Origin of the sequence: Mycobacterium sp., from assembly GCF_035314665.1 — a bacterium.
In the GTDB taxonomy this organism is placed as follows: Bacteria; Actinomycetota; Actinomycetes; order Mycobacteriales; family Mycobacteriaceae; genus Mycobacterium.
In genome coordinates this window covers 1-24,241 of record NZ_DATFZD010000097.1, presented here as the reverse complement: position 1 = coordinate 24,241, position 24,241 = coordinate 1, and the positions used below count along the sequence as shown (strand labels likewise).

Below are 24,241 nucleotides of genomic sequence, written 5' to 3'. Positions count from 1 at the left end.
CTCCGATATCCGCGAACTCGCCTCGGCCTGTTCACAATTGGTCGCCGACACCGGTGGCCACGTCGATGTCGCCGCGGTGCGGCGCTATCACGGTGGCAGGGCCGAGGTGAAGGGATTCGATATCGCCGACAAGGCGGTGGTGGGTGATGTCGAGGGCGCGGTCGAGGCACTGCGATGGGCGATGCTGCGTGGCGAGCCGCATGTGGTGTTGGCCGACGCGCTGGCCGAGGCCGTGCACGCCATCGGTCGGGTCGGTCCGCTTTCTGGTGACCACTACCGGCTGGCCGCCGAAGTCGGGATGCCGCCCTGGCGGGTGCAGAAAGCGCAGAAGCAGGCCCGGCGCTGGTCGCGCGACATGGTGGCTACCGCGATGAGATTGGTGGCGGCGCTGAACGCGGACGTGAAGGGCGCGGCCGCCGATGCCGACTACGCGCTGGAAGCGGCGGTGCGAAAAGTCGCCGAGCTAGTGGCCGGTGATCCGGGTCGCTAGAGCTCAGAGCCTGTTGAGGGTGTGCGCCAGCGCGGACTTCTTGTTGGCCGCCTGGTTCTTGTGAATCACGCCCTTGCTGGCCGCCTTGTCCAACTTGCGGCTGGTGGAGACCAGCAGTTCGGCGGCCTTGTCCTTATCGCCGGCAGCGGCGGCCTCGCGGAACGTGCGGACAGCCGTGCGAAGCGACGACTTCACCGACTTGTTGCGCAGTCGGGCGCGCTCGTTCGTACGGTTGCGCTTCTGCTGCGACTTAATGTTGGCCACGCGTCAATTCCTTCGCAATTCTCAAGCGGCTTGTGGTGTCACGGTTGGCCGCAGCGTCTTTGCGCATAAGCGGCGACTACCGAGAGTATCAGTCCGCGGTGCATTCCCCCAAAGCAGAGGCGCTTGGCCTGCAGAAATGGCGTTCGTGATGCAGCATGGCAGGGTGGCCCTTCGAACCGTGCCCGTCGAGACCAGACGGCAGCCGCGTGGCGAATCGCGGCCGTCGAAGCGCTATGAGCGCATTTTCGACGGCTATAACACGGCCGGCAGTTACGTCGAGGCCTTCGATGAGATGTTCGACGGTCAGGGCAATGTCCGCGGCCCGTACAAGGGCATTTACGCCGAGCTTGCGCCGTCGGATGCGTCCGACCTCGAGGCCCGGGCCGAGGCGCTCAGCCGGGCGTTCAGCGACCAGGGCATCACGTTTTCACTGTCCGGCCAGGAGCGGCCGTTTCCGCTGGACCTGGTCCCGAGGGTGATCTCGGCCGCTGAGTGGACGCGGTTGGAGCGCGGCATCACCCAGCGGGTCAGGGCCCTCGAGTGCTTCCTCGACGACGTCTACGGCGATCAGGAAATCCTGAACGACGGCGTCATCCCGCGCCGGCTTATCACCTCCTGCGAACACTTTCACCGCCAGGCCGTCGGCATCGTCCCGCCCAACGGCGTGCGCATCCACGTTGCGGGCATCGACATGATCCGTGACGAGAAAGGCACCTGGCGAGTCCTGGAGGACAACCTGCGCTCGCCGTCCGGCGTGTCCTATGTGATGGAAAACCGGCGCACGATGGCGCGGGTCTTTCCCAACCTGTTCGCCACCCACCGGGTGCGCGCCGTGGACGACTATGCGGCGCATCTGCTCCGTGCCCTGCGCAAGTCGGCGGCCACCAACGAGGCCGACCCGACCGTCGTGGTGCTGACCCCCGGCGTGGCCAACTCCGCTTACTTCGAGCATTCGCTGCTGGCCCGGCAGATGGGTGTCGAGCTGGTCGAAGGTCGCGACCTGTTCTGCCGTGACAACCAGGTGTACATGCGCACCACCGAAGGCGAACGTCAGGTCGACGTCATCTACCGGCGCATCGACGACGCTTTCCTGGATCCGATGCAATTCCGGCCCGATTCGGTGCTCGGGGTGGCCGGCCTGCTCAACGCCGCCCGAGCCGGCAACGTGGTGATTTCCAGCGCCGTCGGCAACGGGGTGGGCGACGATAAGCTCATCTACACGTACGTCCCGACGATCATCGAGTACTACCTCGGCGAGAAACCACTGCTGGCCAACGTGGACACCTTCCGGTGCTGGATGGACGACGAACGCGAAGAAGTGCTCGACCGGGTCGACGAACTGGTGATCAAGCCGGTCGAGGGGTCCGGCGGCTACGGCATCGTCTTCGGCCCGGAAGCCTCCAGCAAGGAGTTGACCGCGATCAGCAAGAAGATCCGCGACGACCCGCGCGGCTGGATCGCCCAACCGATGATGCAGCTCTCGACGGTCCCAACACAGATCGACGACAACCTGACACCCCGCTACGTCGACTTGCGGCCGTTCGCGGTCAACGACGGCGACGACGTGTGGGTGTTGCCCGGCGGCCTGACCCGGGTTGCCTTGGTCGAGGGGTCGCGGGTGGTGAACTCCAGCCAGGGCGGCGGCTCCAAGGACACGTGGGTGCTGGCGTCGCGTGCCTCGGTGGCCAACCGCGAGCTGGGCGCCGCCGAGATTGTGCGTTCGCTGCCCAACCCGGTCACCACATCCAGCGGCGAGTCGGACGGTGAGAAGCCCACCCAGCAGCAACAGCAGTCGCAGCTGCGCCCCACGCAGGAGCAGCAGCCCGCCCAGCAGCAACAGCAACAGGCGGTGATCCGCTGATGCTGGCCCGCAACGCCGAGGCACTGTACTGGATCGGTCGCTATGTCGAGCGCGCCGACGACACCGCGCGCATCCTCGACGTGACCATCCACCAACTGCTGGAGGACTCCAGCGTCGACCCCGATCACACCTCCCGAGTGCTCTTGCATGTGTTGGACATTGAGGCGCCGGATACCCAGTTGGACGTCTGGTCGCTTACCGACCTGGTGGCGTTTCGGCGCAACACCGCGGGTGGCTGCTCGATCGTCGACGCCATCTCGGCGGCGCGGGAAAACGCGAGGTCCGCCCGCGAGGTGACGTCCACCGAGACTTGGGAGTGCCTCAACTCCACGTTCAACGCTCTCGGCGAACGTGAACGTGCCGCCAAACGCCTTGGCCCGCATGAGTTTTTGTCATTCATCGAGGGCCGTGCCGCGATGTTCGCCGGCCTCGCCGATTCGACGCTGTCACGTGACGACGGGTACCGCTTCATGATGCTGGGCCGCGCGATCGAGCGGGTGGACATGACGGTTCGGATGTTGTTGTCCCGGGTGGGCGACAGCGCATCCTCGCCGGCGTGGGTGACGGTGCTGCGCTCAGCGGGTGCGCATGACACTTATCTGCGCACGTATCGCGGTGTGCTGGACGCCAACCGGGTGGTCGAGTTCATCCTGCTCGACCGCCTGTTCCCGCGTTCGGTCTTCTACTCGTTGAAGATGGCCGAGCACAACCTCGACGAACTGCTACATCACCCGTACAGTCGGGTCGGTTCTACCGCCGAAGCGCAGCGGCTGCTCGGCCGGGCGCGCAGTGAACTCGAATTCATTCGGCCCGGTGTGCTGCTTGAGTCGCTGGAGATGCGACTGGCCAGCCTGCAGAAGTCATGCTACGACGTCGGAGAAGCGTTGGCAGTGGAGTACTTTCACGCTGTCCCCTGGGTCGCATGGTCGGACGCCGCCCAGCGCGATCCGTTGCCTGCAAGGCAGGGGAAGACCTGATGTGGCGGCTGCGGGTTCTGCACGCGACCGGATACGCCTATCCGTCGCCGGCGACGGCCTCCTACAACGAAGCCCGGCTCACGCCGCGCTCGGACTCCCGGCAAAACGTTGTTCTCAACCGGATCGAAACCGTTCCGGCGACCAGGTCATACCGCTACATCGACTATTGGGGCACCGCGGTGACGGCATTCGACTTGCATGCACCGCATACCGAGTTGACCGTCACGTCCTCGTCGGTTGTGGAGACCGACCAAGCGGAAGCGCCGACAGAAAAGGTCACCTGGGCCGAGTTGCACAGTGAATCGGTGGTCGATCGGTTCGATGAGGTGCTTCGCCCCACCCACTACACGCCGGCGAGCAAGCGTATCGCGGCCGTGGGCAGGCGGATCGCCAAGTATCACGAACCCGCCGAAGCAGTCGTCGCGGCGGCGGAATGGGTGCGCAGCGAACTCGACTACCTTCGGGGCACCACCGGTGTGCACTCGTCGGGCTTGGATGCGTTGCGCGAGGGCAAAGGCGTTTGCCAGGATTTCGTGCACCTGTCGCTAATCATATTGCGCGGCATGGGAATTCCCGGGCGTTATGTGTCCGGTTATCACCACCCCGACGCTGACGCGGTGGTCGGGGACACCGTCGATGGGCAGAGCCACGCCTGGCTGCAGGCCTGGACCGGAAGTTGGTGGGATCTCGACCCCACCAATGACAGCGAGATCACCGAGCAGTACGTCAGTGTCGGCATCGGCCGGGACTACTCTGACGTGTCCCCGCTGAAAGGCATCTATTCCGGACGGGGCGCCACCGACCTGGACGTCGTCGTCGAAATCACCCGATTGGCTTAGCCTTCCCGGCATATGGATGCCTCAGCCGACGGACGCCACCACGACGGGCCACCCCTGACGCTCGTCGCCGCGATCTGCGTGGGTCTGCTCTTCGGTGGTCTGGCGATCGGAGTCGCGCTCGGCGGGGTAATGCCGCTGCCCTACGGGCCGCCTGCCGCCGTTCAGCAGTATGTCCGCGCCGAGCCGGTGGCGGTGCAGGTCATCGCCGTGGCGGTGTTCGCGTCGTCGCTGCCGCTGGCCGTTTTCGCGGCGACGGCCAGTGCCAGGTTGCGCCACCTCGGGGTCGCCGCCCCGACCGCGACGATCGCGTTGACGGGCGGAATCCTGGCGGCCGGCTCCCTGGGGCTTGCGGGCTTGATGGCCTGGACGCTGTCGCGACCGGAGGTCAGCGGCGACACCGCATTGGTTGGGGCGCTGTATTACCTGGTATTTCTGGTCGGCGGCGTTGGCCATATCGTGGCGCTGGGCCTCCTTATCGGCGGCATGGCGGCACCCAGCCTTGTTCTCAGGCTGTTGTCGCGGCCGCTGGCGTGGGCTGGACTGGCGATCGCGGGGCTTTGCGAATTGGCGACGTTGGTGCTGATCTGGCCTACGCTGGGACCGATCCTGCCGGTCGCTCGGGTCTCGGCATTGGCGTGGCTGGTGGTAGCCGGCGCACGGCTACCGTTGCGGCGCAACGACTTCCGGGCGCGGTGAGTTACCCGCGCGGCGCCACCTCAACCCGGTGCAGGTCGTCGCCGAGCTCGATCCGACCGTCGAACTCGGTGGCGGCCAGCGCACGCCACTGGTCCTCCTGACCGGGCGCGATAGTCGGCACGTAATGGGTCATCGCCAGGGTGTCGACCCCGGCGCGCCTGGCGGTCGCGGCCGCTTCTTGCACCGACGAGTGGTAGTCACAGACGTCCTTCATGCGCTGCACGGGCAGCGGGGCGATGAGCTCTTTGCGGACGACGGTGTGCACCAAAGCGCCTGCGCCGGTGGTAAGTTCATCGAGGCTCTGGCACGGCACGGTGTCACCGGCCAGCACCACCGAGGCGCCACCGGCGTCGATCCGAAACCCGATCGTCGGCGCCACCGGCCAGTGGTCGGTAGGGGCCACCCGGATTGACACGCCGTCGCGGTCCCACACCGGGCCCTCGGTGTGTTCGTGTACCTCGACGGGCGGCGGGGCGGTCAGATCGTCGTGGTGAGCGATCCGGTAGCCGATGTCGGGACCGAAGGCCTTCAGCGTCGCCTCGACCACCGCGGCGGTCCCGGGCGGTCCGATGATCGGCAGCGGCGCGGGATCGGGTCCGAACGTGGTGATCCAGCGGGTGATCAACACGTCGCCGAGTTCGGCGATGTGGTCGCTGTGCAGGTGGGTTAGCAGCAGAGCCGATAAGCCAGTGGCGGCCAGACCGATCGCCGCCGCGCGTTGCAGGACGCCGCGTCCGCAGTCCACCAGGAACGCCTGCCCGCCGGCCCGCACCAGGGTGGCCGGCCCGGCGCGATTCGGGTCGGGAATGGGAGTGCCGGTGCCGAGCAGCGTGATTTCGATCATGGCGTCAGATATGCCATAAATCCCGCTTGTGACCTGGACATTGGCCGGATTTTGGCGAGCTGCTTTCACGATGACCGATCTCGCCGTAGCCTGGTGTGAACCGGATCACAATCGGCGGGAGGCCTCGATGCGGATTGCAGATGTGTTGCGGAGCAAGGGTGGCGCGGTCGTGACGATCAACCCTGACGCAACGGTGACCGAACTGCTGGCCGGGCTCGCCGGTCACAATATCGGCGCCATGGTGGTGGTCGGGCCGGACGGTGTCGCCGGCATCGTCTCCGAGCGTGACGTTGTTCGCCAGCTGCACGCCCACGGGGCTGCGGTGCTTTCGCGGCCGGTCTCGTCAATCATGACCGCGGTGGTCTCGACCTGTAGTAAGTCCGACACGGTTGACAGCCTCAGCATGCTGATGACCGAACACCGGGTGCGGCACGTGCCGGTACTCGAGGACGGAAAGCTGATCGGCATCGTCAGCATTGGCGACGTCGTGAAGACGCGGATGGAGGAGCTGGAGGCTGAGCACGAGCAGCTCCAGTCCTACATCACCCAGGGCTGATCACTCAGCTCCAGGAGTAGTCGCGCCTTAGCCGGGCAGCCACAACGTCGAAGATGGCGCGTTCCAGGACCGCGCCTTCGCGGCGGATGCCCTCTTCGGGGACGTCGAGCACCCGGTCCAGTCGCACCCAGCTGGGCCTCCCGTCCTCGTCCCAGCTTCCGCTGCCGATCCCCACCCAGTCTCGATCGGCGGCGTGGCTTTCCTGACTGGACATCATCAACCCGAGCAGCGTCCGGTGGTCGCGGCCCACGACCAGCACTGGACGGTCCTTGCCGCGGCTGGGGTCGTCCTCGTAGATCACCCATGTCCACACGATTTCGCCGGGGTCGGCGCGCCCGTCCAAGTCGGGGGAGTAGATCAATTTGCGGGCTCTGTGCGCAGTGGGAGCGCTGTCGCGGGTTACCGGACGGCCCGCGGTGATCTCGGCCGGCGGTTCGGACGCGGTGCCGACGATCGCGTCCAGGGCGATCTTGATGCCCCGTTGTACGGTTGGCGACTGCTGGAGCTGTCGGATCAGCTCGGGTGCCTCGTTGAACACCAGGTTTTCTGCGAACCGCTGCAACGTCTTCCACTGCGACGCCATGTTCGCAGCATAGGACGTTCCGGCAAGACAGTTGGTCGCACGGGGCTGCGGGCAGAGCGGAGCTTATGACTCGTGCCTGGTGAGCGGCTCGCCGATCAGAGAGCTTGACGAAGTCGTCGCGTAACTTAAGCTTCTTTAGCATTTTATGTATAGCTAGCGTAAGAAATTGCTATGCTTCGCTCAGGTTTTCAGCCGCGGGGGGCTGGGGGACCTCTGGCGTACGCCCGTTCGCCAGCGGAAATCACGCAGAGGAATTAACTAACTATGGACATTCGTAAAATCGCCGTGGTCGGCAGCTTCGCGGCCGGAGCAGCACTGGCGTTGGCGCCGCTTGCGTCCGCGGCTCCAACCGACCCACTCATCAGCGTTGTCGGCAGTGAGGAGTCGTTGCTGAACTCACTCTTCGTGGGCGACGCCTCACTCGCGGGTGACTCCAGCGACGTCACCGCACCCACGGCCACCAACCCGTTCGACATCATCACCCCGTCGGACATAAGCACCGTCCAGGGAACCGGCACCACTCCGTTCGATTACCTGATATATGGGTTGGACCCGCTCAAGGCTGGCCTCGCCACTGACCCGGGTTCCTACAATGTGTTGAACGGCGCGCTGACCGAGTGGGCCGACGCCTACAACATCGAGCTGTACTCGCTGCTGAACCCCTCTGCCGCGATCGACACGATCCCAGCCGCCGACCTGATCGGATCGACGGAGACGATCCAAGATGCGTTTGCCGCCGGCCCCACCGCCGCGGACGTCGCCACCTACTTCTACGAGTTCGGCGCGAACGACCTGGCCGGTTACCTTGACCTGCCGTCGTTCTTCCCGTCGTTGGTCCCCTAGATCAGAGTCATCGCTCCACAACGAACCCCCGGAGGCAAACTCCGGGGGTTTCGTTTTGGCCCACCAGTCCTCCGGATTGTGCTGCAGCGCCCGTCCCTAGATACCCTGGAAGCGCCTAAGCCCGGCTTCACCAGGAGATTCCCATCAGCAGTTTCGCCGACCAGACCTTCACCGCGCCGGCGCAGATTCGGAACTTCTGCATCATCGCCCACATCGACCATGGCAAGTCCACGCTGGCCGATCGGATGCTGCAGCTCACCGGTGTCGTCGCGGACCGGGATATGCGCGCGCAGTACCTCGACCGGATGGATATCGAGCGGGAACGCGGGATCACGATCAAGGCGCAGAACGTGCGCCTGCCGTGGCAGGTCGACGGCGTCGATCACGTCCTGCACCTGATCGACACCCCCGGGCACGTCGACTTCACCTACGAGGTGTCGCGGGCCCTGGAAGCCTGCGAGGGGGCGGTGCTGCTGGTCGATGCCGCGCAGGGCATAGAGGCGCAGACGCTGGCCAACCTGTATCTGGCGCTCGACCGCGACCTGCACATCATTCCGGTGCTCAACAAGATCGACCTGCCCGCCGCCGACCCCGATCGATATGCCGGCGAGATCGCGCACATCATCGGGTGCGAGCCGAGCGACGTCCTGCGCGTGTCGGGCAAGACGGGCGAGGGTGTTGCCGATCTGCTCGATCACGTGGTGCGCGAGGTGCCCCCGCCCACCGGAGATTCGGAAGCACCAACGCGCGCAATGATTTTCGACTCCGTCTACGACATCTACCGCGGCGTGGTCACCTACGTCCGCGTCGTGGACGGCAAGATCACACCGCGCGAGCGCATCAAGATGATGTCCACCGGCGCCACCCACGAACTGCTCGAGGTCGGCATCGTCTCGCCCGAGCCGAAGGCCAGCGACGGCTTGGGCGTAGGCGAGGTCGGCTATTTGATCACCGGTGTGAAGGACGTGCGCCAGTCCAAGGTCGGCGACACCGTGACGACCGCGCGCCACGGCGCCACCGAAGCCCTGACCGGTTACCGGGAACCCAAGCCGATGGTGTACTCGGGTTTGTATCCGGTCGACGGATCCGAATACCCGAATCTGCGCGACGCGCTGGAGCGGTTGCAGCTCAACGACGCCGCGCTCACCTACGAGCCAGAGACCTCAGTGGCGCTCGGCTTCGGATTCCGATGCGGGTTCCTGGGTCTGCTGCACATGGAGATCACCCGCGAGCGTCTGGAACGCGAGTTCGACCTCGACCTGATTTCGACGTCTCCGAACGTCGTCTACCGGGTGGTCAAAGAAGACGGAACCGAAATCGTCGTGACCAACCCGTCGGATTGGCCGGAAGGCAAGGTGGGCGCCGTCTACGAGCCCGTCGTCAAAACCACCATCATCGCGCCCAGTGAATTCATCGGCACCATCATGGAACTCTGCCAATCGCGGCGCGGCGAGCTGGGCGGGATGGATTACCTGTCACCCGAACGGGTCGAATTGCGCTACACCATGCCGCTGGGCGAGATCATCTTCGACTTCTTCGACTCGCTGAAATCGCGCACCCGTGGCTACGCCAGCCTCGATTACGAAGAGGCCGGCGAGCAGGAGGCGCAACTGGTCAAGGTCGACATCCTGCTGCAGGGGGAGGCCGTCGACGCGTTCAGCGCCATCGTGCACAAGGATGGCGCCGCCGCCTACGGCAACAAGATGACCACCAGGCTCAAAGAGCTCATCCCGCGCCAGCAGTTCGAAGTGCCGGTGCAGGCGGCGGTCGGGTCCAAAATCATTGCACGAGAGAACATTCGCGCGATCCGCAAGGACGTGCTGTCGAAGTGCTACGGCGGTGACATCACCCGCAAGCGCAAATTGCTGGAGAAGCAGAAAGAAGGCAAGAAGCGGATGAAGACCATCGGCCGGGTCGACGTTCCGCAGGAGGCCTTCGTCGCCGCGCTCTCCACCGATGCGGCAGGCGACAAAGGTAAAAAGTAACCATGCGGAGGGTTGGATCGGCGACGGCGTTGGTGGTGGTCACCGCGTTGGCGGTGGGCTGCGGCCCGGTTGTCGATGGTACGGCGAAGCCGGCGCCGAACCTGAAGCCGCGACCACTTACCGGCGACGCCGTCAGGCAGGTGCCCCTCGACGACGACACACTGTCGCGGATGCTCGGCCAGCCCTTCGTAGGCCGCGTGCCGCCCGAGTTCGGCGGCCCCGAGAAGCTCTACAGTGCGATTCCGCCGGCCAGTTGCCTGGGCGTCACGGCGATGCTGCAGAAAAGCGTCTACGACTCAGCCGAAATCAAAGACGTCGCCTCGGAGTCGTGGTGGAACAACGGCGATCCGGCACAAGTAATCAGCGTTATGCAGGGCGTGGTCACATTGCCCACGGCTGCGCAAGCCGAGACGCTCTTCGCGAAATTCTCGAAGCGATGGCAGCAATGCAACGGCGCGACGTCAACGGAACAAAACGGCCCGATCAGCACGACGAACTCCGTCAGCGACATCCGCATTACCGATACCGTTGTGGCGGCTACTAATACCGCGACCTCGGTATTGCCCAACATGCCGGCGCTGCAGCCCACCCCACAGGCGCGTGCCATCGGTGTCCGGCTGAATTGCCTCGTAGAGGTCCAAGTGGTGTTCTTCGGCGATCGGCGCCCGTCCGATCCGGGTTCGGCAAATCTGGACACCAGCGCCGTTGACATCGCTCACGCGATGATGGACACGGTCAGCCGTTTGAGCTGAAGGGCATGCGCCGAAGTTGGCGTCGCTGACCGTGCGGAATAGGGTGAGCCCGGTGAACGGATTCCTCAGTTGGTGGGATGGCGTCGAGCTGTGGCTGTCGGGGCTGGGGTTCGTCTTGCAGACCATCGTGGTGATGCCGGTCGTACTGGCATTGGCCTACCTGATCGCGGTCGTGCTGGACGCGTCGCTGGGCTATGGCATCAGGGGCATCCAGCTGGTTCGCCGCATGCGTCACAGCGACAAAGAACCCGGATGACCAGACAGACGGGCATGCCGCGCTCACAGGTGACGTTGGTGCTGGTCATACTGGTCGTGCTGGTGATCGTCGCCTGGCTGCTGACCCACTGACGCGCGTGCGGATTCTGTTAGGCTTCCGCCATGCACGCAGCGTCCGGCAACAGCGAGTGCCACATCTTGGCGCTCATTGCCGTGGGCGATTGCGCTGTGGCTGACGTGCACTGTTGTAGCTGACCTCCTCCCCGTGCGCGGTCCGGTGTCGGTGGAATTCGGCAGCTGCTGACCTTTCCGTAGCAACGGGACTCGTTATCTATCCATCCCGCTACCGAAAGGTCGACCATTGCGCGACGACATCAGGGGTGCCGTGCGTTGGCGCCACGTTGTCGGGTTGACCCTCACCGCGAGCGTCATCGCGGCGTGTCACGGCGGCGCCAGCGACGTCGTCGGCGGTGGCGGGCCGGCCAACGCGCACACGAGCATCACGCTGGTCGCCTATTCGGCTCCAGAACCGGGCTGGAGCAAGGTGATTCCGGCATTCAACGCCTCACCAGACGGCAAGGGCGTGCAGGTGATCACCTCGTACGGCGCCTCGGGTGACCAGTCGCGAGGCGTCGTCGACGGCAAGCCCGCCGATATCGTCAACTTCTCCGTCGAACCCGACATCGCCCGACTCGTCAAGGCCGGCAAAGTTTCCAAGGACTGGGACAAAGACGCAACCAAAGGCATTCCGTTCGGTTCGGTCGTGACCCTCGTGGTGCGACCGGGAAATCCGAAGAACATCAAGGACTGGGACGACTTGCTGCGGCCCGACGTGGAAGTCATCACACCCAGCCCGCTCAGCTCGGGCTCCGCGAAGTGGAATTTGCTTGCCCCCTACGCGGTCAAGAGCAGCGGCGGCCACGACCCCCAGGCGGGCAGTGACTTCATCAACAAGCTGGTTCGTCAGCACGTCAAACTGCGCCCCGCATCGGGGCGCGAGGCCACCGACGTTTTCGTCCAAGGCAGCGGCGATGTGCTGATCAGCTACGAGAACGAAGCGATTGCCACCGAGCGCCAAGGCAAACCGGTCACCCATGTCAACCCGCCGCAGACGTTCAAGATCGAGAACCCGGTGGCGGTGGTGACCAGCACCGCTCACCTGGACGCCGCGACCGCGTTCAAGAACTTCCAGTACTCCGCGCAGGCTCAGAAGCTTTGGGCGGCAGCCGGATTCCGGCCAGTTGACCCCGCGGTCGCCGCCGACGTCCGCGGTCAGTTCCCGATGCCGGCCAAGTTATGGACGATCGCCGATCTCGCTGGCTGGGACACCGTGGATCCCCAATTGTTCGACAAGAAGTCAGGCAGCATCACCAAGATCTACATGCAGGCCACCGGATGACGACGGCAATAACACGAGAGGTGACCGGACCCATCCCGGGTGGTGGCGTGTCGGGGCCAAAGGGTCGCCGCGGTGGCGGTACGTCACTGCGGGTCGGCGTTGCAATGGTGTGGCTTTCGGTGATCGTGCTGCTGCCGTTGGCCGCGATCATTTGGCAATCGGTCGGTGGCGGCTGGCAGGCGTTGTGGCTGGCCGTTACTTCGAACGCGGCGCTCGAGTCGTTCCGGGTGACGCTGACCATCTCCGCGGGCGTCACAGTCCTCAACATGATTTTCGGTCTGTTGGTCGCCTGGGTGCTGGTACGCGACGACTTCCCGGGCAAGCGGCTCGTCGACGCCATCATCGATCTGCCATTCGCGTTGCCCACGATTGTGGCCAGCTTGGTGATGCTGGCTCTCTATGGCAACAACAGCCCCGTCGGTCTGCACTTGCAGCACACCGGATGGGGTGTGGGCATTGCGCTGGCATTCGTCACGCTGCCGTTCGTGGTGCGAGCCGTCCAGCCGGTGTTGCTGGAGATCGACCGGGAGACGGAAGAGGCGGCCGCGTCGCTGGGCGCTAGAAACGCGACGATCTTCACCACTGTCGTGCTGCCCTCGCTGACTCCGGTTTTGTTGACCGGCGCGGGGCTAACGTTTGCCCGCGCAATCGGCGAATTCGGTTCTGTGGTACTGATCGGTGGGGCAGTGCCCGGCAAAACCGAGGTGTCTTCGCAGTGGATCCGGACCCTGATCGAAAACGACGACCGTACCGGTGCCGCCGCGATATCGATTGTCCTGCTTGCAATCTCGTTTGCAGTTCTGTTCGTTTTGCGCGTCCTCGGATCGCGTGCGGCCAAACGCGAGGAGTTGTCGGCATGACGCTATCGCCGCAGGTTCGCTACGTCATTCGCTTTCTTGCACTCGCCTATGTGTTGGTGCTACTCGTCGTGCCCGTCGGTCTGATCTTGTGGCGGACGTTCGCACCCGGTATCGGCCAGTTCTACGCGTGGGTCAGCACGCCGGCGGCGATCTCAGCGCTGAATTTGTCGCTGCTGGTGGTGGCGATCGTGGTGCCGCTCAACGTGATCTTCGGTATCCCGACGGCTTTGATGCTGGCGCGCAACCGGTTCCGCGGCAAAGGTGTGCTGCAGGCGGTCATCGACCTGCCGTTCGCGGTCTCGCCGGTCGTTGTGGGCGTGGCGTTGATCGTGTTGTGGGGATCGGCCGGGCTGCTGGGCTTCGTCGAGAAGGATTTCGGATTCAAGATCATCTTTGGGCTGCCGGGCATCGTGCTCGCCTGTGTCTTCGCGACGGTGCCGTTCGTGGTTCGAGAGGTCGAGCCGGTGTTGCACGAATTGGGAACCGATCAGGAGCAGGCGGCCGCAACCCTGGGTTCTGGTTCGTGGCAAACGTTCTGGCGAATCACGCTGCCGTCGATCCGGTGGGGTCTGACCTACGGGATCGTGTTGACCATCGCCCGCACACTCGGTGAATACGGCGCGGTCATCATGGTGTCGTCGAATTTGCCGGGAAAGTCCCAGACGCTGACGCTGCTGGTAGCCGATCGCTACAACCGAGGCGCCGAGTACGGCGCCTACGCCCTTTCGACGCTGCTGATGGCGGTCTCCGTGATGGTTCTCGTCGTCCAGGTGATTCTCGATGCTCGGCGTAACCGAATCGCCAAGCAGGCGTGATGAGGAGTGGCGCATATGACTAACGCGATCGTCGTGCGCGGCGCCAACAAACGCTACGGTGATTTCGTCGCTTTGGACAATGTCGACTTCGAGGTGCCCGCAGGCTCACTGACGGCACTGCTAGGACCCAGCGGTTCGGGCAAGTCGACCCTCTTGCGTGCCATCGCCGGACTCGATCAGCCGGACTCCGGGACCATCACGATCAACGGCCGCGACGTCACCCGGGTGCCGCCACAGCGGCGCGATATCGGTTTCGTGTTCCAGCATTATGCGGCGTTCAAGCACATGACTGTCCGTGACAACATCGCGTTTGGGTTGAAGATCCGTCGACGACCCAAGGCCGAGGTCGCCGAGAAGGTTGACAATCTGCTAAAGGTCGTGGGGCTCAGCGGTTTCCAAGGCCGCTACCCCAACCAACTCTCCGGCGGTCAGCGCCAGCGGATGGCGTTGGCGCGCGCGCTGGCGGTCGACCCGCAAGTGCTGCTGCTTGACGAGCCGTTCGGTGCGCTGGACGCGAAGGTTCGCGAGGATCTGCGGGCATGGCTGCGGCGGTTGCACGACGAAGTCCATGTCACCACGGTGCTGGTCACCCATGACCAGGCGGAGGCGCTCGACGTGGCCGACCGGATCGCCGTGCTCAGAGACGGTCGGATCGAGCAAGTGGGATCCCCGACCGATGTCTACGACACTCCGGCGAACGCGTTCGTGATGTCGTTTCTCGGCGCGGTGTCCTCGCTGAACGGAACTCTGGTTCGCCCACACGACATCCGGGTCGGCCTAAGGCCCGATATGGCGATCGCCGCCGGCGATGGCACCGCCGAGTCCACCGGCGTCGTCCGCGCCACCATCGACCGCGTGGTGATGCTCGGCTTTGAGGTGCGCATTGAGCTGACGAGCGCCGCCACCGGCCGGCCGTTCATCGCGCAAATCACCCGGGGCGACGCCGAGGCGCTGGGCCTCGCGGAGGGCGACACCGTCTACGTGCGCGCCACCCGGGTGCCGCCGATCGCCGACTGGGCGGCTGGGAGTAGCGACGCCGAGGCTGATGAAGATAGCGATGCCGCCAAGCAGGGTTCAGGTTGATTAGGGCACGAACATGTGACTTGCAGCAAGTGAAATCAGCAACCAGCATGAGTGGTTCCGTCTAATCAACCGGCTTGATTCCGCGATCGAGAACAAGGAGCCGTTGTCTGACCTGGATTGGGCGCGTGCGATGTTTTTGACCGACATCTGCTTTGGGAGCACGCTGGTTGGCTCGGGACTGCGTTTCGGACGGGGCGCCGATGAATACTGGTTCGAGATGCTGCGCTCGCTTCAAGAAAAAGTCAGCACTCGCCAGCGCTTTCTTCTGCTTGTAGAGAACGCCAACTCCTCCTGCGGCGACTTCGCACCGGCGCCGCCGACTCAGGCGGCGATGCGTTCGGCTAGCGCCTCATCGAAGCGATCCAAGATAGTCTCGGCCACCAACCAATGCGCGCCCAGCGGCGCCGCCATCGGAATCCCCTCCACCGCAGCGTGTTTGGCTACCTGATCGGTGAGGCGTCCAGGCGCCAGGAACCACGGTGCGATCGCCACGCGGCGGGCGCCGCGGCGCCGCAGTCCATCGGTAGCCTCTGCCACCGAGGGGCCGGAGCCGGTCGCGAACGCGGTTGTCGCGCCGGCCCATTGGGTTCTTGCCCCCAGCATGCGCGCGACCCGAGCGGTGCGCGCGTTGGCCGCGGGATGCGTCGAGCCGATCGCCACCACCAGCACGCCCAATTCGGGGTCGAGTGTGCTAACTCCCAAGTCGGCCAGCCGCTGGTGCAGCACCGACACCAGCCGGTCGTCCTCGCCGAGCACGCCGGCCTGTCGCACGGCGACACCGCATTTCGCGATCTGTCGGGGAATGTCGACGCGGGCATGGTAGGCGTCGGCCAGTAGGAACGGCGTGACGACCGCATCCGGCGTCAGGACGTCAGCCAGCCGCGGCGCGTTCAGTTCGCAAAACGCGACATGCACGTCCAGGCCGGGCCGCATGCAGCGAATCTGACCGGCGACGGCCTGGGCATTGGCCGCCGACCGTGGATCTGCGCTGCCATGCGCGGCCAGCACCAGGGGCGTCACGACGCGTGCAACCCGCATTCGGTCTTCGACAGTCCCTGCCAGCGTCCGCTGCGCGGGTCGGCACCGTCGACCACCTTAGCCGTGCAAGGGGCGCAACCGATCGACGGATAACCCTCGTAGACAAGCGGATTGACCAGTACATCGTTGTCGTCGATGTAGGACTGCATGTCGTCATCGGTCCACGCGGCCAGCGGGTTGATCTTTACCAGGTGGAATGCCTCGTCGAAGCTGATCAGCGGGGCGTTGGCGCGGGTCGGCGCTTCGACGCGGCGCAGGCCGGTCACCCACGCGGAGTAACCGCGCAGGGCCTTGGACAGCGGGGCGACCTTGCGTAACCGGCAGCACTCGTTGGGTTCGCGGGCGAACAGGTCCTTGCCCAGCAGCTGGTCCTGCTCTGCAACCGAGTGCTCGGGCGTGACGTTGAGTACCCGCACGTCGTAAACCGCCTCGATCGCGTCACGGGTGCCGATCGTTTCCACGAAGTGATAACCGGTGTCCAAGAACATCACTGGCACGCCGGGCCGCACCTTGGCCGCCAGATCGACGAGCACCGCGTCCTGCATATTGGAGGCCACAATGTAGTTACAGGTCGCCGAGGATCGCGGTCCTCCAACGCCGCCGAAGTTCTCGTCGGTCCAGCGCAACAAGTCCGTAGCGCTGGCACCTTCCAACTCGGCAGCGCCGAGCTCGGCCAGTTCCCGTAATTCCGCTTCCGTCAACGCTATCGCCTCTCCACTCATCGCAGATCACCCTCGTCGGCGCGTAGCGCCCATGTCGCGAAGCGTTCCCCCGCATCACGCTGCTTGATGAAGTTGCGCACCACGCGGTCGATGTAGTCGCCAAGTTCGTCGCTAGTGACCTTGTGCTGGCGCAGTTTTCGCCCGAAGCCGCTGTCGAGACCCAAGCTACCGCCCAAATGCACTTGGAATCCCTCGACCGAGCCGCCGTGCCCGTCGTCGACCATCTGGCCCTTGAAGCCGATGTCGGCAATCTGGATGCGCGCGCACGAGTTCGGGCAGCCGTTGATGTTGACCGTGACCGGTACGTCGAGTTGGGCGTTGATGTCGTCGAGCCGGCGCTCCAACTCGGGCACCAGCGATTGGGAACGCACCCGAGTTTCGGCAAATGACAGCTTGCAGTATTCGATTCCGGTGCAGGCCATCAGGTTTCGGCGCCACCGCGACGGCCGCGTCGGCAGCCCCAGCGCCTCCAGGCCCGTGGTCAGCTGGTCGAGCTTGTCGTCGGGAACATCCAGGATGACCAGCTTCTGGTAGGGGGTGAATCGGATCCGCTGCGACCCGGCCTGCTCAGCCAGGTCGGCGACCGCGGACAGGATGGTGCCCGACACCCGCCCGGCAATCGGCGCAACTCCGACGGCGTTGAGCCCGTTCTTCAGCCGCTGCACGCCGACGTGGTCGATCGGGTGCTTGACGGGTTCGGGGGCCGGACCGTCGATGAGTTTGCGTTTGAGGTACTGGGTTTCGAGTACCTCGCGGAATTTCTCGATGCCCCAGTCCTTGATCAGAAACTTCAGCCGCGCCTTCGCCCGCAGTCGCCGGTAGCCGTAGTCACGGAACAATGACGTGACGGCCTCCCAGACGTCGGGGACCTCTTGCAGCGGCACCCACGCACCAACCCGTTGGGCCAGCATCGGGTTGGTGGACAGACCGCCGCCCACCCACAGATCCAACCCGGGACCGTGCTCGGGATGGTTGACGCCGATGAACGCGATGTCGTTGATTTCGTGCGCGACGTCCTGCAGACCCGAGACCGCGGTCTTGTACTTGCGCGGTAGGTTGGAGAACTCCGGATTGCCGATGTAGCGGCGGACGATCTCCTCGATCGCCCACGTCGGGTCGAGAACCTCGTCGAGGGACTCGCCGGCCAGCGGGGAGCCCAGCACCACCCGGGGGCAGTCGCCGCACGCCTCCGTGGTCTGCAGCCCAACCGCGGCAAGCCGCTCCCAAATCTCGGGCACTTTCTCGATCTCGATCCAGTGGTACTGCACGTTTTCGCGGTCGGAGATGTCGGCGGTGTCCCGTGCGAACTCGGTGGAAATCTGGCCGAGCGTGCGCAGCGCCGCGGTGGACAGTGCCCCGCCGTCGCAGCGCACCCGCATCATGAAGTACTTCGCTTCCAGAAGATCGGCGTTCTCGTCGCCGGTCCAGCTGCCGTCGTAACCCTGTTCACGCTGGGTGTAGAGCCCCATCCAGCGCATCCGGCCACGCAGGTCGTTCTTGTCGATGCTGTCGAAGCCGGCTTTGGAGTAGTGGTTGAGGATTCGGTCGCGCACATTGAGCGCGTCGTCGTCCTGCTTGAACTGCTCGTTGGGGTTGAGCGGCTCGCGCTCGCCAAGCGCCCACTGGCCTTCGCTGCGGCCCTTGGCGGGTCGGGGGGAGGTCATTCGGCATTCTCCTTTTGGAGTAGCCGGCTTGGAACGCGCGGATCACCGGTTGCTAGCCCGGCAGCGCAGATCCGGGAGCCAGCTGAAATACAGGTGGGCGGTTCTACGGCATCAAGGCAGACAGCGACAGCTACAGACGCGCTTGAAATCGATGTGCCGACGCGCCACCAACGCGATGTCGAACGGGCTGCGGTGGGCGGTGGTCACCCGGCCATTGTGCCATGGATGTCGCCAAGGGTCGCTACCAGGGTGGAATTTCTCTCATAGTGAGCAAAACTACGTACGAACCCTGGGATGCAGCGCAAATGTCTCCGAGAGTCCGCTGGAGGTTGGGCCCGGACTCGGGGATATTGGCAGCCATGACGGCAAGTTCTGCGGCGATCGCCCTGCCGGATGTGCAGCTGACCCCGGGCGGGCCATTCGGCATCTACGTCCACGTGCCGTTCTGCATAACCCGCTGTGGCTACTGCGACTTCAACACCTATACCCCGGCTGAGCTGGGCGGAGTCAACCCCGACGCGTGGCTGCAGGTGCTCCGATCCGAGCTTGAGCTGGCCGGCGCGCGGCTGGGCGCACCGATGGTGCACACCGTGTTCGTCGGCGGTGGGACGCCCTCGCTGTTGGGCGGTCAGCGGCTGGCGACGGTGCTGGAGTCGGTGCGTGAGCACTTCCCGCTGGCCCCTGATGCCGAAATCACCACCGAGGCCAACCCGGAATCGGCGTGGCCGGACTTTTTCGCGGCCGCCCGTGCGGCCGGCTTCACGAGGGTGTCGCTCGGCATGCAGTCGGTGTCGCCGCGGGTGCTGGGCGTTCTCGACCGGGTCCACACGCCGAACCGGTCGGCGGCGTCGGCTCGCGAGGCGCTTGCCGAAGGGTTCGAACACGTCAGCCTCGACCTCATCTACGGCACGCCGGGGGAGTCCGACGACGACCTGCTGCGCTCGGTGGACACAGCGGTCGAGACCGGTGTCGACCACGTGTCCGCTTACGCTCTTGTCGTCGAGGAAGGCACCGCGCTGGCGCGTCGGGTCCGCAGCGGCGAGCTGGACGCTCCCGACGATGACGTGCTGGCGCACCGCTATGAACTGGCGGACGAGCAGCTTTCGGCGGCCGGATTCGAGTGGTACGAGGTGTCCAACTGGAGCCGCGCCGGCGGAAAGTGCCGACACAACCTCGGCTACTGGGACGGCGGCCAGTGGTGGGGTGCCGGCCCGGGAGCGCACAGCTACGTCGGTGCGACCCGCTGGTGGAATGTCAAGCACCCCAACACTTATGCACAGATGCTCGACGGCGCGACGTTGCCCGTTGCCGGTTTCGAGCAGCTGGACGCGCTGCAACGGCACACCGAGGACGTGCTGCTGAAAATCCGGCTGCGCCAAGGCCTGCCAGTGGACCTGCTGGACGATGCCGAGCGCGAGCGCGCGGCCGTCGCCGTCGACGACGGCTTGCTGAAGCCCGAAGGTCAGCGCCTGGTGCTCACCGATCGGGGGCGGCTGCTCGCCGACGGCGTCGTCCGCATGCTGCTGAGTTAGAAGGGCGGTGGGTCGGCACCGGCTGCGTGGTTTCGGCGCTGCTTGGACAGGCGCTCTTCGGCAACTCGATGTTCGTTGATTCGTCGCTCCGCGGCGATTCGGTAGCGGCGATCTTCTGTCCGCGTTCGCTTCCGTCGCGGCATCATCAGTCCGCGCGCGCCACTGGACGATTCATCACTCTGAGCGACCTTCAGCTCTCCGGTTGATGTGGCCAACACAGGAAAGAAGAAGCTGCCGCCCGGGGTAGTCGTGTAGATGTGGCCGCTCGGCGCCGTCCACTTCACGGTGCCGTCTGCCAGCTGACGATCTGTCCAGCCGCCAGACCCCGTGTAGAACGTCTTAAGCAAGTGGTGGTAGCGGCACAGCAGTTTCAGATTTGATGCGTGTGTAGGTCCCACCGGGAATGGCACGGTGTGGTCAAGATCGCATACTTCGGCCGGTTGATCGCATCCGGGGAATCGACAAGTCAAGTCCCGACAGCGCACGAAGTCCGCCAATGCTGCCGAAGCTCGGTATCCTCGCTCGGGCTCGGCCGGCGGCATCACCAATGGCTTGATCTTGGCGGTAGTCGCCATGTCGCGCAGGGTGGTTGAGTCCAACGGCCCGAACGTTTGCAGGTATCCAGGGGACTGTGAATCACCACTGATCGTCGCCTGCTCGGCCAAGACATGGATGACCACGTCGGTGGCCGGGCGCCGTTGCGCTGCCGCGCAGTCTGGCGACTGGCATTCACAGCGCATCTCCGAAAGCCCGGCGACCAATGCAGCCAGGGCGTCTGCCCGACGTTGCGGCTTGGTTCGCGGATCTGCCGTGCAGACGGTTTCAGCAAGCGCATCGAGCTTCCGATCCAACGCCACGCCATCGGTGGCGTGCAGCTGCGCCCAGACCCCGGCCAACCCAGCATCGGTCGGCGCAATGTCGACATAGCGATTCTCAATGCGCTCGCTCGGCACTCGCTTGGCGGCCGGATCGAACCGCATCACCCACAAGTCGATACGTTCGAAGAGTTTTGGGCCGGAGAACCGCATCCACTTCGGCGCGTGCCTGGCAATGACCGCATCCAGCTTGGCGATCAAGACCGGATCCTCAACCAACTCGGTGCGAGATACGACCGCAGCCATCATCCGGAAGTCAATGAGTCCTCGCGCGAAGATTTCGGCGACGCGGGGGAGCCGCTCGCGCAAGGCGATCGCATAGCGCAACCGCCCTCGGGCCCGGCCCCGGCTGATACTTAAGGCCGCGGCTACTTCGGCGACGACGTTCTCATGGGCGTCGATGGCCCAATTCGAACGATCGACATCGTCCTCGGGTGCACGACGCGCGTATAGCTCACCGACCGCCGCCAACTCCCGGCCGCACATCGCGTTCTGCCGGCGCGCCGCATCGGTGATTGCATCCACCACGCCAGCGTCGTCAACACCTACAAAGGTCGGCATGAGCTGCGGCGATGCAGCGGAGTCGAACATACTTTCGATAATACTGTGCCCGACCGACAACTCAGAAGCACACGACGCTGCGGGCGCCCCGCCCCTCGGCCATGTCGGTAAACGCCGCCTCCACGTCGTCGAGGTCGATGCGCCGCGTGACCAACGCCTCAAGATCGAGTAGCCCGCGGCGGGCCAGGTCGGCCAACACCGGGATATCGCGCGGCGGGTCGCTGGCGCCGTACACGCTGCCCTGAATTGTCTTGCCCTCGACCATCAATGAGAGCGCGGGAAACGCCACCGTCTCCTCGATCCCCGCCGCGCCAACCACGGTGACCTTGCCGCCGCGGCGGGTGGCGTCGTAAGCCGCCCGGATCGTCGCGGGCTTGCCCACGACCTCGATGCCATGATCGACCCCGGCGCCACCGGTGAGGTCGCGCACGGCGCTAGTCAGGTCGACCTCGCTCGCATCGATCGTGTCGGTCGCGCCGTTGGCGATCGCTGCGGGAAGCTGGGCGGCCACCCGGTCGGCGGCGATGATCGGCGCCGCACCCGCCAGCCGAGCGCCCTGGATCGCGGCCAAACCTACACCGCCGCAACCGATTACCAGCACACTCTCGCCCGGCCTGACGGCCGCCGTGCGCATCACCGCGCCGACGCCGGTGGTCAGACCGCAACCCAGCAGAGCGGCATGGTCGAGCGGCAGCGACTCGTCGACGGGCACGACCGCCGCGGCCGGCAGCAGTGTCTCTTCGGCCAGCGAGCCGACACCCATTCCCGGCCACACCGGGCCGGCGGCGCTCTCGGCATAGGAGCCGCCGTAAACATGGTCGTAGGCATGAACGCACAGCTGAGACTCGCCACGCAGGCAATGCGCGCAGGATCGGCACGCCACCAGCCAGGTCAGGACGACGTGCTGACCCGGGCCGACGTTGGTGACGTCGTCGCCCACCTCGGTGACCACCCCGGCGCCCTCGTGACCAAGCGTGCACGGCAGTAGCGGCGGTATGGACCCGTCGCGCAGCGACAAGTCGCTGTGACACACGCCGCTGGCGGCCAGCTGCACTCGGACTTCGTGGCGATCGAGCGGCCGCAGTGCGAGCTTCTCCACCGTAGTGGGCTGACCTAGCTCGCGCAGCACCACCGCCCTCATGCCAATGCTCCTGTGATCCGCGTCATATCGACTTACCATGACGTGGCGACCGCACCAGGTCAAGGAGGCAGCACGATGACCGCAACATCCGCTGAAGCATCATCGGCGACCCTCACGATCGGCGGCGAGCCGCAGCCCGGTGCCGGCGTCAGTTATCGGGTACACAACCCGGCCCGCCCAGCCGAGGTCGTCGGGTATGCACCGGCCGCCGATCTCGACCAACTCGAGGCCGCGGTACTTGCGGCGCGGCGGGCCGCGGCCGGCTGGCGCGCGCTCGACGTCGCCGAGCGGGTCGCCGCCATCACCGCGGCCGCCACCGCCGCAGCCGCCCAACTCGCCGGCAGCGACGTCGCGCAGCTCTACACCCGCGAGCACGGCAAAGTGCTGGCCGAGGCGCGCTTCGAAATCGACACGGCGCCAGTGCTGCCCGCAATCCTCGGGGCGATCGCCGAGGAGACGCTGGCGCCCGAACAGATTGACCCGCAGTCGGCCTATCCACGGCTGCAGCGCGAGCCGTACGGAGTGGCCGCGCTGGTGTTGCCGTTCAACTGGCCGCTGGCGCTGACCATGACCAAGTTGTCGTCGGCGCTGACCGCTGGCAACACCGCCGTGGTCAAGGTGCCGCCGACCTGTCCACTGGCGGCCCTGCAGCTGGGCGCCGCCTTCGCCGCCGGCTTGCCACCCGGTGTGGTGAACATCCTCTCCGGCCCGGGCAGCGAATTGGCCCACGCGCTGATCACCCACCCCGGCATCGATGTCATCTCGCTGACCGGCGGGGTGGCCACCGGACGCGCCGTGATGGCCGCGGCGGCCCCGCGGCTCACCCCGGTCCTGCTGGAACTCGGTGGCAACGACCCGGCGATCATCGCTCCCGACATCCCCATCACCGACGAGCTCGTCGAGCGGCTGTTCACCGCGACATACACCACCTGCGGTCAGGTGTGCATGGCGGTCAAGCGGCTGTATGCACCGGCCGACAAGGCCGACGAGCTGGCCGATGCGGTGCTGGCACGCTGCCGGCGCGAAGTAATCGGTGACGGGCTCGCCGCGGACGTCACGCTCGGGCCGATGCACACCGCGGCCGGGCGCGACCGGGTAGCGGCGCTGGTGGCCGACGCCGCGGCCCGCGGCGCGACGGTCCGTACCGCCGGCGTCCTGCGCGATGCCGACGCCGATGCCGACGGGCATTTTGTGCTGCCGACCGTCGTCACCGATCTGGACGCCGACGCACCGCTGGCCACCGAGGAGCAGTTCGGACCGGTGCTGCCGATCTTCGGCTACCGGGATCTGGACGAAGCGGTCACCGCGGCCAACACGGGCGACTTCGGTCTCACCGCGTCGATCTGGACCGGCGACGATGCGCTGGCCGACCGGGTCGCCGCCCAGCTGGTCGCCGGCACGGTCAGCGTCAACTGCCACGGCATGGCCGCGCAGGACCCGCGGCTGCCGTTCGGTGGGGTGGGCCAATCCGGCCTGGGCCGCGAACTCGGGGCAGACGGCATTCGGGCGTTCACCCAGCCGCGGGCGTTCGTGCGGCACCCGGCCCCCCAATAACCGCGGATCCATACCCAACGCTGAGGTTTGGTGTCAGGCTAACTGGCATGACAGAAACCGAAGGGTTTGTCGACCAGGCGGTGGCCGGTCT

Annotated in this window: 24 protein-coding genes and 2 pseudogenes; 17 read left to right on the top strand and 9 right to left on the bottom strand. The window is 65.6% G+C overall.

Features of this window, described 5'->3' with window-relative positions; genetic code table 11:
• A pseudogene (locus VKI00_RS07320) lies at positions 1–490 on the top strand (DNA polymerase III subunit delta); the annotation flags it as partial.
• 3 nt (positions 491–493) lie between these two features.
• Here the strand turns inward: VKI00_RS07320 and rpsT are convergent.
• The gene (gene rpsT, locus VKI00_RS07315) at positions 494–754 is read right to left on the bottom strand and encodes a 30S ribosomal protein S20 (protein WP_324436326.1); all 261 of its coding nucleotides are present in this window, start codon (positions 752–754) and stop codon (positions 494–496) included.
• A gap of 148 nt (positions 755–902) precedes the next feature.
• Here rpsT and VKI00_RS07310 point away from each other — a divergent pair, with 148 nt between their 5' ends.
• From VKI00_RS07310 to VKI00_RS07295, 4 genes are read left to right on the top strand one after another with little or no spacing between them, the layout of a single operon-like run.
• Positions 903–2,615 (top strand): circularly permuted type 2 ATP-grasp protein, encoded by a 1,713-nt coding sequence (locus VKI00_RS07310; protein WP_414687139.1) that lies wholly within the window; start codon positions 903–905, stop codon positions 2,613–2,615.
• The gene (locus tag VKI00_RS07305) at positions 2,615–3,592 is read left to right on the top strand and encodes an alpha-E domain-containing protein (protein ID WP_324436325.1); all 978 of its coding nucleotides are present in this window, start codon (positions 2,615–2,617) and stop codon (positions 3,590–3,592) included. The genes VKI00_RS07310 and VKI00_RS07305 overlap by 1 nt, the downstream gene beginning before the upstream one ends.
• A complete protein-coding gene (locus VKI00_RS07300) occupies positions 3,592–4,431 on the top strand; it encodes a transglutaminase family protein (RefSeq protein ID WP_324436324.1) in 840 nt (279 codons plus the stop codon). The genes VKI00_RS07305 and VKI00_RS07300 overlap by 1 nt, the downstream gene beginning before the upstream one ends.
• A 12-nt stretch (positions 4,432–4,443) precedes the next feature.
• Positions 4,444–5,127 (top strand): hypothetical protein, encoded by a 684-nt coding sequence (locus VKI00_RS07295; RefSeq protein WP_324436323.1) that lies wholly within the window; start codon positions 4,444–4,446, stop codon positions 5,125–5,127.
• 1 nt (position 5,128) lies between these two features.
• On the opposite strand, the gene VKI00_RS07290 is transcribed toward VKI00_RS07295, so the two are convergent.
• On the bottom strand, positions 5,129–5,971 hold the full coding sequence (locus VKI00_RS07290) for a ribonuclease Z (RefSeq protein ID WP_324436322.1): 843 nt from the start codon (positions 5,969–5,971) through the stop codon (positions 5,129–5,131).
• Positions 5,972–6,098: 127 nt separating this feature from the next.
• Between VKI00_RS07290 and VKI00_RS07285 the strand changes: the two genes are divergently transcribed.
• Positions 6,099–6,527: a CBS domain-containing protein gene (locus VKI00_RS07285; RefSeq protein WP_324436321.1), complete on the top strand. Its 429-nt coding sequence runs from the start codon at positions 6,099–6,101 to the stop codon at positions 6,525–6,527.
• A 4-nt stretch (positions 6,528–6,531) separates the two neighbouring features.
• Here the strand turns inward: VKI00_RS07285 and VKI00_RS07280 are convergent, their stop codons facing one another.
• Positions 6,532–7,110, bottom strand: a complete 579-nt coding sequence (locus VKI00_RS07280) for a type II toxin-antitoxin system PemK/MazF family toxin (protein WP_324436320.1) — start codon at positions 7,108–7,110, stop codon at positions 6,532–6,534.
• A gap of 264 nt (positions 7,111–7,374) precedes the next feature.
• Here VKI00_RS07280 and VKI00_RS07275 point away from each other — a divergent pair, with 264 nt between their 5' ends.
• The 9 genes and pseudogenes from VKI00_RS07275 (at position 7,375) to VKI00_RS07240 (ending at position 15,063) form a co-directional block, all read left to right on the top strand.
• The gene (locus VKI00_RS07275) at positions 7,375–7,953 is read left to right on the top strand and encodes a hypothetical protein (RefSeq protein ID WP_324436319.1); all 579 of its coding nucleotides are present in this window, start codon (positions 7,375–7,377) and stop codon (positions 7,951–7,953) included.
• Positions 7,954–8,028: 75 nt separating this feature from the next.
• Positions 8,029–9,938: pseudogene (lepA, locus tag VKI00_RS07270) on the top strand (translation elongation factor 4).
• Between the two features lie 2 nt (positions 9,939–9,940).
• On the top strand, positions 9,941–10,690 hold the full coding sequence (locus VKI00_RS07265) for a sensor domain-containing protein (RefSeq protein WP_324436318.1): 750 nt from the start codon (positions 9,941–9,943) through the stop codon (positions 10,688–10,690).
• 43 nt (positions 10,691–10,733) lie between these two features.
• On the top strand, positions 10,734–10,946 hold the full coding sequence (locus tag VKI00_RS07260; RefSeq protein ID WP_324436317.1) for a hypothetical protein: 213 nt from the start codon (positions 10,734–10,736) through the stop codon (positions 10,944–10,946).
• Positions 10,947–11,068: 122 nt separating this feature from the next.
• Positions 11,069–11,161: an Ms4533A family Cys-rich leader peptide gene (locus tag VKI00_RS33745; RefSeq protein ID WP_414687137.1), complete on the top strand. Its 93-nt coding sequence runs from the start codon at positions 11,069–11,071 to the stop codon at positions 11,159–11,161.
• Between the two features lie 106 nt (positions 11,162–11,267).
• A complete protein-coding gene (locus tag VKI00_RS07255; protein ID WP_324436316.1) occupies positions 11,268–12,305 on the top strand; it encodes a sulfate ABC transporter substrate-binding protein in 1,038 nt (345 codons plus the stop codon).
• Entirely contained in the window at positions 12,302–13,165 is an 864-nt protein-coding gene (cysT, locus tag VKI00_RS07250) for a sulfate ABC transporter permease subunit CysT (RefSeq protein WP_324436315.1), read from the top strand. The genes VKI00_RS07255 and cysT overlap by 4 nt, the downstream gene beginning before the upstream one ends.
• Positions 13,162–13,980 (top strand): sulfate ABC transporter permease subunit CysW, encoded by an 819-nt coding sequence (cysW, locus tag VKI00_RS07245; RefSeq protein WP_324436314.1) that lies wholly within the window; start codon positions 13,162–13,164, stop codon positions 13,978–13,980. The genes cysT and cysW overlap by 4 nt, the downstream gene beginning before the upstream one ends.
• Before the next feature lie 15 nt (positions 13,981–13,995).
• Positions 13,996–15,063, top strand: a complete 1,068-nt coding sequence (locus VKI00_RS07240; RefSeq protein ID WP_324436313.1) for a sulfate/molybdate ABC transporter ATP-binding protein — start codon at positions 13,996–13,998, stop codon at positions 15,061–15,063.
• A gap of 321 nt (positions 15,064–15,384) precedes the next feature.
• Here the strand turns inward: VKI00_RS07240 and VKI00_RS07235 are convergent, their stop codons facing one another.
• The 4 genes from VKI00_RS07235 to VKI00_RS33740 form a co-directional block, all read right to left on the bottom strand.
• Positions 15,385–16,101, bottom strand: coding sequence for a sirohydrochlorin chelatase (locus tag VKI00_RS07235; RefSeq protein WP_324436312.1), 717 nt, complete (start codon positions 16,099–16,101; stop codon positions 15,385–15,387).
• Complete coding sequence (locus tag VKI00_RS07230; protein WP_324436311.1) at positions 16,080–16,823, bottom strand: phosphoadenylyl-sulfate reductase; 744 nt, start codon at positions 16,821–16,823, stop codon at positions 16,080–16,082. The genes VKI00_RS07235 and VKI00_RS07230 overlap by 22 nt, the downstream gene beginning before the upstream one ends.
• Entirely contained in the window at positions 16,820–18,487 is a 1,668-nt protein-coding gene (locus VKI00_RS07225; RefSeq protein WP_324436310.1) for a nitrite/sulfite reductase, read from the bottom strand. Before VKI00_RS07225 ends, VKI00_RS07230 begins: the two co-directional genes overlap by 4 nt.
• 111 nt (positions 18,488–18,598) lie before the next feature.
• Positions 18,599–18,655, bottom strand: a complete 57-nt coding sequence (locus tag VKI00_RS33740) for a hypothetical protein (protein ID WP_414687138.1) — start codon at positions 18,653–18,655, stop codon at positions 18,599–18,601.
• A 191-nt stretch (positions 18,656–18,846) separates the two neighbouring features.
• Here VKI00_RS33740 and hemW point away from each other — a divergent pair, with 191 nt between their 5' ends.
• Positions 18,847–20,019 (top strand): radical SAM family heme chaperone HemW, encoded by a 1,173-nt coding sequence (gene hemW / locus VKI00_RS07220; protein WP_324436309.1) that lies wholly within the window; start codon positions 18,847–18,849, stop codon positions 20,017–20,019.
• Here the strand turns inward: hemW and VKI00_RS07215 are convergent.
• Both VKI00_RS07215 and VKI00_RS07210 read right to left on the bottom strand, forming a co-directional pair.
• A complete protein-coding gene (locus VKI00_RS07215) occupies positions 20,016–21,485 on the bottom strand; it encodes an HNH endonuclease signature motif containing protein (protein WP_324436308.1) in 1,470 nt (489 codons plus the stop codon). The genes hemW and VKI00_RS07215 overlap by 4 nt on opposite strands.
• A gap of 31 nt (positions 21,486–21,516) precedes the next feature.
• The gene (locus VKI00_RS07210) at positions 21,517–22,596 is read right to left on the bottom strand and encodes a Zn-dependent alcohol dehydrogenase (protein WP_324436307.1); all 1,080 of its coding nucleotides are present in this window, start codon (positions 22,594–22,596) and stop codon (positions 21,517–21,519) included.
• A 75-nt stretch (positions 22,597–22,671) separates the two neighbouring features.
• Between VKI00_RS07210 and VKI00_RS07205 the strand changes: the two genes are divergently transcribed.
• Entirely contained in the window at positions 22,672–24,150 is a 1,479-nt protein-coding gene (locus VKI00_RS07205) for an aldehyde dehydrogenase family protein (protein ID WP_324436306.1), read from the top strand.
• Positions 24,151–24,241 lie beyond the last annotated feature (91 nt).

Excerpts from the sequence above, each read along its gene's own strand:
- VKI00_RS07310 (WP_414687139.1), top strand. The coding sequence starts at position 903 with ATGCAGCATGGCAGGGTGGCCCTTCGAACCGTGCCCGTCGAGACCAGA.
- VKI00_RS07305 (WP_324436325.1), top strand. The coding sequence starts at position 2,615 with ATGCTGGCCCGCAACGCCGAGGCACTGTACTGGATCGGTCGCTATGTC.
- VKI00_RS07300 (WP_324436324.1), top strand. The coding sequence starts at position 3,592 with ATGTGGCGGCTGCGGGTTCTGCACGCGACCGGATACGCCTATCCGTCG.
- VKI00_RS07295 (WP_324436323.1), top strand. The coding sequence starts at position 4,444 with ATGGATGCCTCAGCCGACGGACGCCACCACGACGGGCCACCCCTGACG.
- VKI00_RS07290 (WP_324436322.1), bottom strand. The coding sequence starts at position 5,971 with ATGATCGAAATCACGCTGCTCGGCACCGGCACTCCCATTCCCGACCCG.
- VKI00_RS07285 (WP_324436321.1), top strand. The coding sequence starts at position 6,099 with ATGCGGATTGCAGATGTGTTGCGGAGCAAGGGTGGCGCGGTCGTGACG.
- VKI00_RS07280 (WP_324436320.1), bottom strand. The coding sequence starts at position 7,110 with ATGGCGTCGCAGTGGAAGACGTTGCAGCGGTTCGCAGAAAACCTGGTG.
- VKI00_RS07275 (WP_324436319.1), top strand. The coding sequence starts at position 7,375 with ATGGACATTCGTAAAATCGCCGTGGTCGGCAGCTTCGCGGCCGGAGCA.
- VKI00_RS07265 (WP_324436318.1), top strand. The coding sequence starts at position 9,941 with ATGCGGAGGGTTGGATCGGCGACGGCGTTGGTGGTGGTCACCGCGTTG.
- VKI00_RS33745 (WP_414687137.1), top strand. The coding sequence starts at position 11,069 with ATGCACGCAGCGTCCGGCAACAGCGAGTGCCACATCTTGGCGCTCATT.
- cysT (WP_324436315.1), top strand. The coding sequence starts at position 12,302 with ATGACGACGGCAATAACACGAGAGGTGACCGGACCCATCCCGGGTGGT.
- cysW (WP_324436314.1), top strand. The coding sequence starts at position 13,162 with ATGACGCTATCGCCGCAGGTTCGCTACGTCATTCGCTTTCTTGCACTC.
- VKI00_RS07240 (WP_324436313.1), top strand. The coding sequence starts at position 13,996 with ATGACTAACGCGATCGTCGTGCGCGGCGCCAACAAACGCTACGGTGAT.
- VKI00_RS07235 (WP_324436312.1), bottom strand. The coding sequence starts at position 16,101 with ATGCGGGTTGCACGCGTCGTGACGCCCCTGGTGCTGGCCGCGCATGGC.
- VKI00_RS07230 (WP_324436311.1), bottom strand. The coding sequence starts at position 16,823 with ATGAGTGGAGAGGCGATAGCGTTGACGGAAGCGGAATTACGGGAACTG.
- VKI00_RS07225 (WP_324436310.1), bottom strand. The coding sequence starts at position 18,487 with ATGACCTCCCCCCGACCCGCCAAGGGCCGCAGCGAAGGCCAGTGGGCG.
- hemW (WP_324436309.1), top strand. The coding sequence starts at position 18,847 with ATGACGGCAAGTTCTGCGGCGATCGCCCTGCCGGATGTGCAGCTGACC.
- VKI00_RS07215 (WP_324436308.1), bottom strand. The coding sequence starts at position 21,485 with ATGTTCGACTCCGCTGCATCGCCGCAGCTCATGCCGACCTTTGTAGGT.
- VKI00_RS07210 (WP_324436307.1), bottom strand. The coding sequence starts at position 22,596 with ATGAGGGCGGTGGTGCTGCGCGAGCTAGGTCAGCCCACTACGGTGGAG.
- VKI00_RS07205 (WP_324436306.1), top strand. The coding sequence starts at position 22,672 with ATGACCGCAACATCCGCTGAAGCATCATCGGCGACCCTCACGATCGGC.